Source organism: Desulfobacterales bacterium (genome assembly GCA_034520365.1).
Taxonomy (GTDB): Bacteria; Desulfobacterota; Desulfobacteria; order Desulfobacterales; family Desulfosalsimonadaceae; genus M55B175.
Map to the genome: position 1 here is coordinate 57,328 of JAXHNP010000005.1, position 13,589 is coordinate 70,916.

The following is a 13,589-nucleotide window of genomic DNA, read 5'->3' on the forward strand; positions in this document are numbered from 1 at the left end:
ACGCCTCCATTTATATTTCGATCATCTCAAACTGTTTGGCGGCATCCGAGCGGTCGCGACGGTCGATGACGCGGAATTTATCGGTTTCGGATGTCACCAGGTTTAAAAGCGCGTTGTCTAAGGCGGAGCCCGAATCAAACGAGAACTGCACCACGTCGCCCGGCTCCAGGGCGGTCAGAAAATAGCCGCCGGCAAACTCGATCACCAGCTTTTGCGCGGCCCGGCGCGAGACCTCCCAGTCCAGCACATCCTGGGCCTGGGCCTCGGACCCCTCCGGAATGTATGGGTAGCTCCGCTCATCGCCGTATAACGTGCCGTATTTGGTCACGCTGGCGCTGTCAGTTTTGGTGACGGTTTTTCGGTCCGCCTCCCGGTCATCCGAGAACCCGGACCAGTCGCGCGCATAGCGGGCGGTTGCGGTATTTACGATATCGGCCCGGTTGGTGCGCTTGACCCAAATCTGCCCCAGGTCGATCATGTGCTCGTAGATGATTTTATCCACCGAGGGCGCATCCGCGGCATAAACCAGCTTGTGCACGCCCGCGGCCCAGAACTGGACGGATTTGGCCTGGTGCGCCACCCGGTTCAGCAGTTTGGGCAAGCTCGGCGGCTGCAGGATGGGAAACGCCAGTTTATAGCCCTCGGTGTTATAGGTGCTGCCGGCGGCCGCATACGCGGTAGCGTCAATCCGGGCGGCGGCCAGGCCGCACCGGTCGGTCAGCATGTGCTCGGCAATGTGGTCCGGCCGCTCGATCAGGGCGCCCGCCGTGCCCGTGATCGTGCCGCTGCCGTCATCTAAAAATCCGTCCACGTCCGCGGACACCCGGCCCCCCAGCTTGGCATCAGCCATTGAGTTGCCGCTGAGCTCGTAATCCGCCGAAAAGTCGTCCGTGCGGCAGCGCTGCACCGCGGACAGGATCACGAACTCCTCGCCCCGGCCGAACTCATCCAGCCGGCTTTTGGTTTTAGCGATCGATGTCTGCCAGGCGGACTGGGGCAGGTATATGGTGCCGGCCATCAAGTTGTAGCTAAGCGTTTGCCCCAAAATTTTTACGGGCTGCCCGCCGATTGAATACACTCGGGGTTTATCGCTTGTGATCCGATCCCCGGTAATGGTTAACGCCCAGCGCACCTCGATCACAATGTCTGACAAATTGCCGGACGGCGCGGCCGGAAACGAAACAGACGCGCTGTCATCCACCGTGGTTTGGCTGGTATGGGCGCCCACCGGCAAACTCGACGCCTCTTTTTCCACAGTTTTTCCCTGCTGCTCAAGCTCGGATACGGTGGATACGCAGGTAATCTCCGCTTTTTGAATAATCAGCGCATACGTGCCATATCCGCTGTGCCGCCAGGTTTTGGTTTTTTCCGCACTGGCTGGCCAGGAATCTTTGGGCACTTTTAAAGGGGAGCTGGTTTCCTGGACCAGATCCCCGGCCTCATCCACGTATGCCACCTTTTGGCCGTCAATGTAGAAGGGCAGGCCGCCCTTTGGGATTTTGCCGGACGAGCTAAAGAGCTTCAAGGTGCGCAGCTCGAAATAGTAATTCACCACGATTTCGGATAGGGTCCCGGACGGCGAATCCGGAAACGTGATGGTCGTGGTGTCGTCAAAATCGGCCACCACCCCGTTTTTATCGACCGCTTTAATATAGCCGATGGGAAGCCCCGCCACCCGGCGCGACAGTGCAAACCCCGTGTTATTTGACAGGGATGTCGGGTCCGCGGTTAGTATTTTGGAGAGCTCGTCGAACACCACGCAGCCCATGCCGGGGTGGCTGACGTGCTCATCTCCGCTTTGCCCCGTATAGACCGTATATTCCGAGGCCATCTGCCGCACGTCCGCCACATACACATCATTTATGGCCTTTATCGCATGGCCCAGGGCAAACACGTATTCGCTCTTTTTCTCCCCGATCATGGCGCCCCATTTGTGGGCAACCGCCTCGGTGCTGTTTGCGCCCCGGGTAATGCCGGTCAACTGCTTGCCGGATTTTCCGGTCCAGGTGATTTCCTCAGAATCAATCACCGCGGTGCCGGATGCGGAAAACCGGTCGATATCCCCGGTCAGCTCAAAAATCACATCATCTGCGCCCACCGCCTCGGCCAGGCGCGTGATCGGCCCCACGTCAATGGCCATCATGGGCACCCGCCGGGCGCTGCCATAGACCTGTGGCAGCATCTTGCCGATGTCATCCGGATCGGCTGACGGATACGTGTCCGCATCCACCATGTCATGGGCAAATTTGGGTGAGAGCCCGGCGGAAAACCCCGTGACAGAAAGCGTCACCCGGGGCTGATCCATGTTGATCAGGTCCTCGATATGGCCGGCAAAAATATCCACGGCATCCCCGGCCGCATCCGCGCCCTCAAAAATCTCAAAAATTTTTAGATCGGCAAACGTCAAATCGTAATCGGCCAAAAGCCCCACAAACCGGTCCGCCCCGCCAACTGGCGTATTGTTGTCAATCACCAGGTCCGTCTCCGTGGCCTGGGTATCGAAAAACGGGGGCCGCATTTCGCCGCACCGAATCGCGCCCCAGGAAATGACCAGGGGCTCATAGACCGCGCCGTTATATACGCACTCGCTGCCCGCCGCGCCAAACACCCGGTCGCAAAGCCGCAGCGTCAGGCCGGAAAGCGTAATCTCGCACAGCCGGACAATGGAGATACCGGGCGCATCCAAAGCGGTTTCGGTATTTGCGGACAGGGTTTTCATTTATGACACCGTCCCCACGGCGCGAAAATACACGTGGTAAGTGCTCCCCCCGTCAAAATTTACTATTTGCCAGTTGGCCGTGCCGTCCGTGTCCGTTGCGATAAGCCGCACCTCAATGGGCAGGGTGATCGCTGTGGTAATCATGCCTTTTCCACTAAAAGACGACATGCTCCAGTCTGTCTCCGCTTTGATGTCAACCCATGATCCGCCGGATTCCCGGTACTGGAGCTTAATGGAATCAAATTTTTCACCAGTAGCGTTGTTGTCTTCGACTTTAAAACTAAAATCATATTCTAAAAATATAGTCGACCCGTCGTGGCCCGGATTAAAAACCGATTGAAAAAACACATGGTCTGTAAACCCGGAATCAATATCCTCGCTTGCATAAGTAGCATCGCCTAACTTTAACGCGGCCGGCTCCACAGATTCATAAAAATCGAAAAAAACAGTCATAGCAGCTCCTCCACGCTCGCCTGCACCCAGGTGTGCGTCTTGTTGGAATAGATTTTTCGGGGCGGCTCAACAAATTTGGCCAGAAACCAGTCGCCAGCATGGTCACAGAAATAAAACGGCAAACTGTACTCATCCAAATCATCCATTGCGGATAAAAACGCGGTCAAATTCGCCGCGGAAAGCGCCATCTGATAACTCCGCCGCCGCCGGGCCTCGCCCATTTTCGTGGAGCGGGTAAGCCCGCCCGCGGTCTTTTGCCAGCGCACGTTCGGGGCCGCCTCCGCCTCGGGCGCGGGCGTTGCCAAAATATCGTGGGTCCACTTTTCCCCCATCCAGATTTCGCCGCATCTTGGGTTTTCCATGCTGGACAGGGTCACCCGCCAGTAGCGGTGTGTGGCCGCCGCGGAAAGGGTTTTTATGATCCGGGTGTTATCCCCCTGGGTCCAGCCGGCGACCGCGTTTGACCAGGCCGCGTCATCGTCTGAGTATTCCCAGGTCAGATCCTCGCCGGAAAAATTGTGCCGGAATATGGCCAGAAAATCCGCATCCAGGATATCCGCCGCCCCCTGGTCCGCGTGAAAGGTGATTGCCCCGGTGCCGGTCCATTTCCAGTACAGGCTCACCTGGCGGTCGTAGAGGCGCGCCTCGGGAAACCCCGTGTCCGGGTCGCCCGTCACCGTGATGGTGGCGTCTTCCAGCAGATTTTTGGTGACAAATGATATGTTCGCCATATCGTCTTAATCCTACCCTTTTATGGCGGGCACGGTGGCCCGCCCTACAAAATACGTCCGCCCCGGCCCTCGCCCTCTCCGCCGCCGGCGGGGAGGGTTGGGGTGGGGTGGGTGAGGTGGCCCGCCCTGCTAATTCTTCCGCCGCTCATCCTCGTCCAGGGCCTGCCGGATCTCCCGGGCCACGGCCCGGGCGGCAAACGCATCCCCGCTCATAAACGTCGGGGCCACGGTGACGTTAATATCCCCGCCGCCCATTATGCTGCCGGCCGATCCATTGGTTTGGCCCTTGCCACCGCCTAAAGAACCGGCTGACACCGCGGGCTTTATCTCGTTTCGCTCCCGTACCAAAGAGCTGCCCTCGCGAAGCGCCCGGCTCTGATCCGGGTTTAAGACGATTTCGCCCTTGTGGCCCTCAAACGCACCGGTCCGGGGAAGGCCCACAAGGCCGGTACCGGTCTGAAAGCTAAAAAAATCTGATAACCTGTTCCCGCCCTCAAAACCCATATCAGACAGCTTCTCTTTATCTTCTTTTGAAAAATCGCCGCCGCCGGCTTGTTTAGCCCACAATCTTTGCTGGATTCCCCTTTCGGCGTTTGAAAACCAGCCGCTCATTTTATTCATAGCTTCTTGCCCGGACTGCCGGGTGTTATACTCGGCCCAGGGGCTGATCTGCGATGCCTGGGATACGGCCAGGGCGTAGTCGTGCTGGAGCTGGGCCATAACGCCTGCGTGCTGCTGCTTTAGTTTTTCCAGGGCGGAGATGGCCGGATCGATATTGACGTTGACATCCATGATTTTGGTCACCGATCGCCGGGTGTTTTCCGCTTCGGCCTGCACCTCTTCTTCCGCCTGTTTGGCCTGGCTGTTGTCAACCTCGGGGTTTATGGGTTCGCCTTCGACCTTATGCTTAACATCGTCGTACCACCCGCCGATGGCGTTGATCGGTTTTTTTAAATCTTTTAAATGCCCTTCGGTTTCTTCCGCGCCTTTTTTGGCAGAGCTTCCCATTTTTTCGGCCGCATCGCCGACACTGTTCACGCTGTCTGCCACCTTGTCCGTTTCCTTGTTCAGCCGCCCAAACTTGTCAATGGTGCCCCCGGCCTGCTCGCCCACGGATTTTATCCACTTCTCAAGCGAGGAGAGCTTTTCCTCCGCGGCCGAGGTGTCCGCATCCACGGTCAGCACCCGGCGCTCGCCTTCAACATAATAGACCAGCTCCTCCACCTTTTTTTTGCCGGCCGTAGTGTCCGCCGTGACGTTGGCCTCGGCAAGCAAATCTTCGGTTTTGTTTTTAAACTGGTATACTTCGGCCTCGGCATCCGAGGTGTCCGCGGTAACATTGGCTTTGGCATCAAGATCCTGGGTTTTGTCCTTTAACCGGCCCACTTCAGCCTCGGCATCCGAGGTGTCCGCGGTGACTTCAATGGGGTTTTTCTTTACGGTTGCGGCTGTCTCTGCGTGCTTGCCGGCGATTTTATCCGATCCGGCCATCACGTCCTGCACCAGGCCCTGATAGTCCCGGGAAATAATTTTCCAGGCAAACCCCATTTTTTCGGCCCAGGAGTTGGCTTTTTTTATCGCTTTATCCAATACGCCGAGCAGCTTTCCCGCCGCTTCGGCCACCGTGCCGATGTCTTTGGCCATCGTGCTTAGCGCATTGATCAGCTTGTCGCCTTTTTCAGCCACCACCGCAAAGTCCAGCTTGGACAAATCGATTTTATCGATCCACTGGGTAATTCCGGACAGCCAGTCCGAGATTTTGACGGTGATGAGCTCTTTGTTAACCTTCAGCCATTCACTGGTTTGCGTCACCAGGTTTTTAACCGTCGGCGCCAGATCCTCGCCGATCTCAATGGCGATCCGGCCCACGGTGTTTTTAAACGTGTCCCAGATGGCGTTAAGCGTATCTTTGAATGTATTCCAGGTCTCTTCCAGCGCCCCTGCCTTATTTTTCTGCGCGTCCAGGGCGTCATTAAAATATTGCATATTTTTAGATAACAGCGAGGTGGCTGCGGCTGCGGCCTCGGCAGACCCGAACAGCTTTTCAATTTTTACCGCTGACCCGCCGGTTGCCTTTTCAATCCGCTCAAGCACGCCGGCTAAACCCACTTGTTCGATGGCCCGCATGGTCCCGCCCATGTCTTTAAACAGCTCATTAAGTTCATCGGTTGGACTGATAAGCTCCCGGAACAATGCTCTTAACTGAGTCGCGCCTTTTTCCGTCGTGCCGGACATCTGGGACACCGCCGCAAGGGCGGACGATGTCTCTTCAAGCTTCAAGTTCATCGCGTCTGCCTGCCCGGCTATTTCTCCGAAATAATTGGCTAAAAGTCTGACTTCCGTCATACCGGTCTGCTCAATTTTCATCAGCGAGTTGGCTGTTTCCTTGGCGCTTGTATCAAACGCCTTCATACCTGAGGTCACCGCCTTAACCGCCGTGGCCTGGTCAAGGTGGGCGGCCTTGGCCAGCTTGGCCGAGGTAACGAGCACATCAATGGCGTTTTTGCCTTTTTTAATCCCGGCAGATAATACCTGATAATAGCCGGCGACCATTTCCGTGGCAGATCCCAGCTCAGACGGCAGCGCCATAATCTGGTCTTTAATCGCGCCCAAAGAATCCACGCCCAAATTTTTAAGTTTGGCCAACTGGGTCTCAAAGGTGGCAAACTGGCCGATGGCCTTTTTTATGCCCCAGCCCGCAAACGCGGCTGCGCCGGCCGCGCCCACGGCAGTCAGCTTTCCGGCCAGCTTGGCCGCCTTTCCGGCAATGCCGCCGATTTTTCCGGAAACCGTGGACGCTTTGCGCCCGGCCGTATCCAGGCTGGAGTTAAAGCTTTTAATCGAGGCCGTGCCCTTGTCATCGACCACGAGCTCGTATCTGAGTTTTGGGTCAGCCATTGTCGCTACGCTCCGCTTCGCTCCGGTGGTCGGTGGTCGGTGGTCGGTAAACGGTGGTCGGTAGTCGGTGGACCACTGACCACTGACCACTGACCACTGACTACCGCCCACTGACCACTGACTACCGCCCACTGACTACTGACTACCGACAACTGACTACCGTTCAACTGCCCTTCGTCTTCATATCCTCCCGCACCGCGGCGATCCAGACGCGGACCTTGGCGAGGATCCCGGGCTTTTCGATATCGTCCACGCAATTTTCCGCGCAGGCCAGCTCGATGGCCCGGGCATCCACCGCCCCGCCGGCCCGCCACATGATGGGGTCTGCCGCCTCGATCACATCCACGGCCCGGCGGTTCTCCGGGGCAAGGACGACGGTTTTGCAGTGTTCGCAGTCCTGACATGCGATCATCCCGTCTTTCCAGGCTTTGCCGCATTCTTCGCACGGGTCCCGGCCGAGCTTGATGATTTGCCGGGCCCAGCTTCGGAGTTTTTTTCCTGCACCGCCTGGGTTTGCTCCCGGTAGGCGGTGACATCAGAGAGCTGCTCGCGCAGCCAGTTGGCCAGGCCGTAGGTTTCTTTAACCAGCACCGCGCGGTTTTCATCGGTGCACTCCACGGCGGTCTCCGGGTCCATGTCCCCGATATCAATGTTGATTAGATCCGCGAGCTTGCCGATGGTCAGATCCCAGTCCCGGATTTTTTGGCTGAGCTGGGCGGCAAACTTATCATCGTCAAAATCCTCCACCGGCTGGTGCTTTTCCCAGCGCTTTTTTTTGGAGCGCTCAAGCATCTTTTGCATCTCGCCCTTTTCGGCGTACTCGATTAAAAAATTAACGTCCTGGAATTCCATCCAGGCGGACAGACGGGTTTTCTTTTCATCGATCAGTTGCTTTAGGTCCATATATGCTCCTTTGTTATAGGCGGGCACGGTGGCCCGCCCTACGCTTGATCTTATCGGCGGATGCGCTGTCGCTTATCCGCCCTACGCTTAATCTTATCGGCGGATGCGCTGTCGCTTATCCGCCCTACGCTTGATCTTATCGGCGGATGCGCTGTCGCTTATCCGCCCTACTATTGGCTACTTATTTGCCCTACGTAGGGTCGGCCACCGTGCCGACCGTTATGCGTTCGGCACAAACGCCGGCGCGCCCTGGCCCTGAAAATTGATGGACTCGCCCACGATCGCATCCTTGTTGGCCGACGTGTTAAAGCTCGTGAACGTGGCCCAACAGATAAAGTGGTCCCCGGTCTGGTCATTGTCCGGATCATAACTGAAAAGCTGGAGCAGAAAATGCACGCGCGTGCCGTCAATGGCGTTCTCTATTGCGGCAAACCACTTGCTGCTCGCGAAATAGCCCTCAGCCCCGCCGGAGAATTCCGCCAGGCCCGGCTTGTGGGTTTTCCAGTCATCCTGGAACGCGCTGATCTCAGCCAGATCCACGCTGCCGTCAAGCTTCCAGTCATACATATACCCGCATTTCTCAAGCGCCGCGGCCGGCACGTGGGATCCCTCGCCCGTGACCGTCACCGTTCCGCAGGCCGCGTCAAAATAGGCGATGCCCCGGGCATAGTCGATGGATAGGACGTTTGCGCCGCCGGAGTCCGTAAACGTGGGCGGGTTTTCCGGATCCAGCATCCGCCGGGTGGCATCTGTTATCTGGGCCTGGTCGTCGGTGACTGTGCAGGCCTCGTCATACAGGTTGCCCCGGGCCCATTGGTCGTTTAGCGTGTGCCCGGTGGTGGCCGCAAATGTCACGATCTGGTCGCCGTTTACGCCGGATAACGTCTGGGCGGATCCGGTGATATCCACGTTTTCGGTCCAGGCCCCGCCGTTTTCCCGCCACTTGAAAGTATCCACCGAGCCGGTGCCGCCTTCCTCGGAATCGATCGCCACCTCGAAATAGGCCGAATCCGAGGCGCTTGAAAAAACGCCCCAGGTGAGATCATCCAGACCGGCGCCGGCAAAGCCGTTGTGGTTGTGCCGAAACACATTGCCCTGCTTGCCATGATTAGGCATGGGTCACCTCCTTTAGGCGGCGATGGTGAGCGAAAGCGCCCCGTCCACCACAAAGTTAAAGCTCCCGGTCACCTTGCCGGAGATATTGGCCACCGTGCCAAAGCTTGTGATAAAGATGTCGCCGCCAAAATAGTCGTCCGAATCCTCCAGCGCGAACTTGACATCTGTCAGCTTGGTGCCGGGCGTGGCCGCCACGATGTTGTCAATCAGCGCTTTTTGCTCGGTGTTTGACGGATCCAGAATAAAGTCCATCTTTCCGGACGCGCCCGCCATACCGGGCAGATGCTTTTTCCAGTCATCGCCCTGAACGGATGCGTCATCCATGTCCAGCTCCACATTTAAGTCAAACCCGATGCGGGAGCCCGCGGCCACATCGTTTTTTAAGATACTGGCCACCTTGCCGTGAATTGGATATGCCATTTTGTCTCCTCCTTGGTTTGTTTTCCCTTAACCCCCCTTTGAAAAAGGGCCTCCGCCCTTAACCCCCCTTTGCAAAAGGGGGGATTGGGGGGATTTGTGAAATTTTAATAATCGCTTAACGCCTCATACCGCAGCGTCAACACCTTCATCTGCGCCATGTCGGTCTCGGTGAATATGGTTTTACTGGCCCCGGCAGACTCTGCCACGGCCAGGGTGTAGCCGGATAAACTCAAGGTGTTGTCATTTAACGCCGACCGGATGGCGGCATAAAGCCTCAACACCCCGTCCGCGCCCACGATCGCCTCACCCTCTTTCCAGACCTGCACCAGGGCGGCCACATCCACATACCGCTCGATCTCCTCGCCGTCCTGGTATCCCGGGGCAAAGGTCTCCCGGCCGTCCTTTACCGCCACCGCCGGAAAGGTCACAAACTCCGGAATGATAATGGGGTTTAACGACTCCGCCGCCCAGATGGCGCTTGCCCGCACCGTAGTGAGGGTGCCCTGGAGTTCTGTGATGATGGCGTTTATGAGGTCTTCCATAGTTTTCCCGTCTTAATCTTACTCTTATCGGCGGATGCGCTGGCGCTTATCCGCCCTACCGCTTATCCGCCCTACGATTGACCCGGCGCTGCGTAGGGCGGGCCACCGTGCCCGCCTTATCTGTCCTCCAAATGATCGCGCAGCGTCTCGCCGAATTCTTCCATATCCGCTGCCGCAATCCCTAAATATGGCCGGGCCGGGATCGTGACTTTCCGCCCCCGGCCGGCCTTGCCGCCAAACTGGTGGATGGCGCCGTATATTTTGTTGGTGCCGTAGGCGAACCGTTCCGGCTTGGCGGAATAAATAATGCTGTTTCGAAGCTGCCCGGACTCGGTCAGAATTTTTGCGCCCTTTTTGCTCTCCAGGGTTTCCGGGGACAGCGGCTGCCAGGCCCGGCCCTCGGGGCTGTGCTCGCCTGAGAACCGATCGCCCGTAACATTTAGCATGTACTCGCCAAACGCCTTGTACGCCGGCGACAGATCCCCCGCCTGGCGCATGAAGGCCTTGAGGTCGCGCCGGACTTCCCGGTCGTTTAATTTAAAGTAGGTTCCCGCCAATTTTTAAAATCCCCCTTGCATCCCCCTTTTTCAAAGGGGGAAAAGCGTGCTGATGCCATCCGTCTTTTGAAAAATTATAGTAGGGCGGATAAGCGCCAGCGCATCCGCCGATGAAATAAGCGCCAGCGCATCCGCCGAACTACCAGTTTTTCAAAGAGTCCCGGTCAAAGATCCGGTCCGCGCTCTCAATCTCCGGCGCATGGCTGGACTGCGGCACGTCCGCCGGATCATCCTCGCCAAGCGTCGCATTGCCCTTACTCACCTCTTTTAAAAACTTGATCGCGTCCTCGTAATCCTGGCGCCTGGAGTCGGGCGCACCGCGGCGCCGGGCAAACAGGTTTTTGATCGCGATCACAACGGAGAATTTACGGATCAGATCCGGCACCGGGGAAAACGGCACCTCGTATTTCTTGCCGCAGTAGCCGTCGATTTCCGCGTCCGCATCCGCGATCGCGCGGGTGACCACGTCATCATCCACGGAGCCGGTGCCCGCATCGTCGGTCAGGCTCACCAGCGTGGTCTCGTCGATCTGATCCAATATGTCTGACTGGGTGCTGTATGGCATCTCTTAAACCCGTCTTACGCTTGATCTGTTTTGGCGGGCACGGTGGCCCGCCCTACGCTTATTCTTTTTTCCCGCCGGACTTGGCCGCCTTCTCCTCGGTCACCACCAGGCGCGGCTCGGCTTTTAAAATTTCAAGCTGGGCTTTGGTGAATTTGTTGTCCGCGAAGGTCTCGCCCTCCGGGACAAACCGCACCCCGCACCGGCGGAAGGGTCTGTTTTTTGTGCTTTTAATCGTAACTGCCATTTTGTATGCCCCCTCTCCCTGACCCTCTCCCCCGGTGCGGGGGAGAGGGGATCGGGCCGAATAATGGTTAATCGTTTAAATATTTTAGCCCTGCCTCGGCTGCTCCGCCGCCCTCTCCACCATCAGTGGAGAGGGTTGGGGTGAGGTTATGCCGCGCCGGTGCTCCCGTAGCTTAGCTGCCACAGGCCGTAGCCGGCGTTGCCCCGCGCCTCGGCGCCGTACTTGAACAGCGCCTTATTGAAAACGTCGTCATTGTTTTCATTGGTCTGGGAGACGAAGACCGGGGCTTTGCGCTCCTGAAAAATAAAGGGTTTCACCGGCCGGCTGGTTACATGCAGAAACCAGTTGCTGGAGTCCGTGATCCGGGGATTCACAAACACCTCGGCCGTGCCCTTGTAGGGGTTGCTGGAGCCGTCCACCAGAAAGTCCCCGTGGCAAATCAGCTTTGCCGTTGCCTCAAGCGCCGGCGGCACTTCCAGCAGATCCGGCACCAGGTTCAGGGGCCGGGATTCGTCGTCGGTAAAGTTCATGATCGCGGCCCGGCCCGCGCCGTAGGAGTTCTGGGCGGCGGAAAGCGTGGCCGCGGAGAGCGCGGCGGTTCCCTTGTTGGAGACGCTGGCGCCGGCCACCTCGTGGTCCGTGTCATAAAAATACTGGCCGTCAAAGCATTCGGCCGCGAACGCACCGTTTAAGAGATCCGCGATCAGCTCGTCCGGCCACTGCTTGGCAGAGAACCCGGCGTCCTGGGCCATCGGCCCGTAGATGCCCAGCTGGTCATCCTCAATATCGTTTCGAAGCACCCCGACGGTGGCCTCAAAGTCCTTGTTTTTGATGGTGTACTCGTGGGCCTTTAAGGCTTTCACCACCTTGTCGCCCACCCACTCGATCATTTTGGGAAACCGGTCGATCCAGTCATAGTTATTGGTCGCGCTGGTGGACGGCACCCGCATGGCCACCTTTTGCCAGTTGGCCGGGGCCGACTCGAACGCCTTGTTGAAGGTCGTTTTCAAATTCAGGAAAACGGCCGTCAGGTTGTTTTTATTAATCAGCATGGGTTAACCTCCCGTATCATTAAAATCGTTTCATTTGGGCCGCCTGAGCGCTTCAGGCGGCCGGTTTAAATCCTTCTTAATCCCCCTTTTTCAAAGGGAGAATTGGTTTAGCTGTCCAGCGTGGCCGGGGTGTATTCGAGCCAGACGCCCACGATGACCACGTCATCCGTGTCCAGCGTGCCGTCTGTCGGCTGGATGGTCAGCGTCAAAACGCTCGGCGAAGCGGCCACGTCGCTGGCGGCAATGGTCACGGTCTCCTCCTGCAGGGTTTTTGCCGTGGCATCCCCGGTCATTGCGGTGGTGGTGCCGCCCGCATCCGCGTCCGCGTCATATAGCGCGCCGTCTGTCAGAAAAAACGCGCCCACGTCGAATGTCGTGTCATCTGCGTCTGTATTCCCGGTTTTGGCGGCCAGCACGTGCACCACCACGTCTTTGGACGTATCCAGCTCAGACGGCAGGTAGATATTTGTTATCACAGGGTCCGGGTTTGCGTGGTTGTTCCAGCGGAGGCCGATGGCCTCGTTGCCCAGGACGTCCAGGCCCGGGGTGGTGGAGGCGCCGTCTGAGAATGCGGTCACATACGTGCCGTCAAGCTCCAGCGCCCCCCGCAAATCCACCTCCACCATATGCTGCGCGGACAAAATGTGCTGGTATATCTCGTCCAGCGACGCGTCCACGTCCGTCTCGGTGGTGTGGGTATCATCATCGTTATACCCGATGGCGTCCGCATCATGGGCGGCCGAGGTGTCCGCGATGTGGGTATCGACCGAGCTCTTTTTGGTGGCCGGTTCGATATCCACCCAGGCCTCGTCCGAGTCGATGTATTTAACGATCACCCCCACCATAATGTCATTGCTGGTGTCGCCCGCAAGATCCACGGTCTGGTCATCCACCAGGTAGGCCTCATCGCCCACGTTGCTCTGGGAAATCGAGGTGTTAAAATCCATCCGGAAAACCCCGGTCCGGGTGACGGTCACGGTCTCATCGCCAGAGCTGCCGCTGGAGTTGTCCACCTGGCCGTGGAGGTTGACCCCCTGGAAAACAGAGGATGCCGTATCCGCGCCCGGGATGGCGTATCCGCTGGAATTGGTCATGACGAGCGCGCCCAGGTAAAGGGTCGTGCTCTGATAGACCGGGATGGAAACGGTCTCGCCCTCGGAATACTGGATGTCTGATTTGTCCGCGGAAAGGGCCGTTCCAAACGCCGCGCCCGGAACCACCAGCGCGATGGCCAGGGTCAGGATCAGGCTCAGGCTCAGGGTGATCAGCCCGTAAGTTAATTTCTTCATTTAAGTTTCCTCCTATGTTTTTGTTGTTATTTAGCTTGTTTTTATTGGCGGATGCGCTCTCGCTTATCCGCCCTACATCCTACATGCTTCCCCCCCTGGC

General features: G+C 57.8%; 14 protein-coding genes. All 14 read right to left on the bottom strand.

Annotated features, from left to right (window positions below):
- Nucleotides 1-10: 10 nt before the first annotated feature.
- The gene (locus tag U5L07_07710) at nt 11-2,719 is read right to left on the bottom strand and encodes a hypothetical protein (GenBank protein MDZ7831623.1); all 2,709 of its coding nucleotides are present in this window, start codon (nt 2,717-2,719) and stop codon (nt 11-13) included.
- Nucleotides 2,720-3,172 carry a hypothetical protein gene (locus U5L07_07715; GenBank protein MDZ7831624.1) on the bottom strand — a complete coding sequence of 151 codons (453 nt, stop codon included), beginning with the start codon at nt 3,170-3,172 and terminating at the stop codon, nt 2,720-2,722. It lies immediately after the preceding gene.
- Nucleotides 3,169-3,903 carry a hypothetical protein gene (locus tag U5L07_07720; protein ID MDZ7831625.1) on the bottom strand — a complete coding sequence of 245 codons (735 nt, stop codon included), beginning with the start codon at nt 3,901-3,903 and terminating at the stop codon, nt 3,169-3,171. The genes U5L07_07715 and U5L07_07720 overlap by 4 nt, the downstream gene beginning before the upstream one ends.
- Before the next feature lie 129 nt (nt 3,904-4,032).
- The gene (locus tag U5L07_07725; GenBank protein MDZ7831626.1) at nt 4,033-6,801 is read right to left on the bottom strand and encodes a phage tail tape measure protein; all 2,769 of its coding nucleotides are present in this window, start codon (nt 6,799-6,801) and stop codon (nt 4,033-4,035) included.
- Between the two features lie 163 nt (nt 6,802-6,964).
- On the bottom strand, nt 6,965-7,213 hold the full coding sequence (locus U5L07_07730) for a hypothetical protein (protein MDZ7831627.1): 249 nt from the start codon (nt 7,211-7,213) through the stop codon (nt 6,965-6,967).
- Nucleotides 7,210-7,704 carry a hypothetical protein gene (locus U5L07_07735; GenBank protein MDZ7831628.1) on the bottom strand — a complete coding sequence of 165 codons (495 nt, stop codon included), beginning with the start codon at nt 7,702-7,704 and terminating at the stop codon, nt 7,210-7,212. The genes U5L07_07730 and U5L07_07735 overlap by 4 nt, the downstream gene beginning before the upstream one ends.
- A 219-nt stretch (nt 7,705-7,923) precedes the next feature.
- Complete coding sequence (locus U5L07_07740) at nt 7,924-8,820, bottom strand: hypothetical protein (GenBank protein MDZ7831629.1); 897 nt, start codon at nt 8,818-8,820, stop codon at nt 7,924-7,926.
- A 12-nt stretch (nt 8,821-8,832) separates the two neighbouring features.
- On the bottom strand, nt 8,833-9,240 hold the full coding sequence (locus tag U5L07_07745; protein ID MDZ7831630.1) for a hypothetical protein: 408 nt from the start codon (nt 9,238-9,240) through the stop codon (nt 8,833-8,835).
- Nucleotides 9,241-9,344: 104 nt separating this feature from the next.
- On the bottom strand, nt 9,345-9,782 hold the full coding sequence (locus U5L07_07750; GenBank protein MDZ7831631.1) for a hypothetical protein: 438 nt from the start codon (nt 9,780-9,782) through the stop codon (nt 9,345-9,347).
- Between the two features lie 116 nt (nt 9,783-9,898).
- Nucleotides 9,899-10,339 (bottom strand): phage virion morphogenesis protein, encoded by a 441-nt coding sequence (locus tag U5L07_07755; GenBank protein MDZ7831632.1) that lies wholly within the window; start codon nt 10,337-10,339, stop codon nt 9,899-9,901.
- A 139-nt stretch (nt 10,340-10,478) separates the two neighbouring features.
- Nucleotides 10,479-10,904 (bottom strand): DUF1320 domain-containing protein, encoded by a 426-nt coding sequence (locus U5L07_07760; GenBank protein ID MDZ7831633.1) that lies wholly within the window; start codon nt 10,902-10,904, stop codon nt 10,479-10,481.
- A gap of 58 nt (nt 10,905-10,962) precedes the next feature.
- Entirely contained in the window at nt 10,963-11,148 is a 186-nt protein-coding gene (locus U5L07_07765; protein MDZ7831634.1) for an HI1506-related protein, read from the bottom strand.
- Nucleotides 11,149-11,294: 146 nt separating this feature from the next.
- Nucleotides 11,295-12,200, bottom strand: coding sequence for a Mu-like prophage major head subunit gpT family protein (locus U5L07_07770; GenBank protein MDZ7831635.1), 906 nt, complete (start codon nt 12,198-12,200; stop codon nt 11,295-11,297).
- 107 nt (nt 12,201-12,307) lie between these two features.
- On the bottom strand, nt 12,308-13,489 hold the full coding sequence (locus U5L07_07775; protein ID MDZ7831636.1) for a hypothetical protein: 1,182 nt from the start codon (nt 13,487-13,489) through the stop codon (nt 12,308-12,310).
- Nucleotides 13,490-13,589 lie beyond the last annotated feature (100 nt).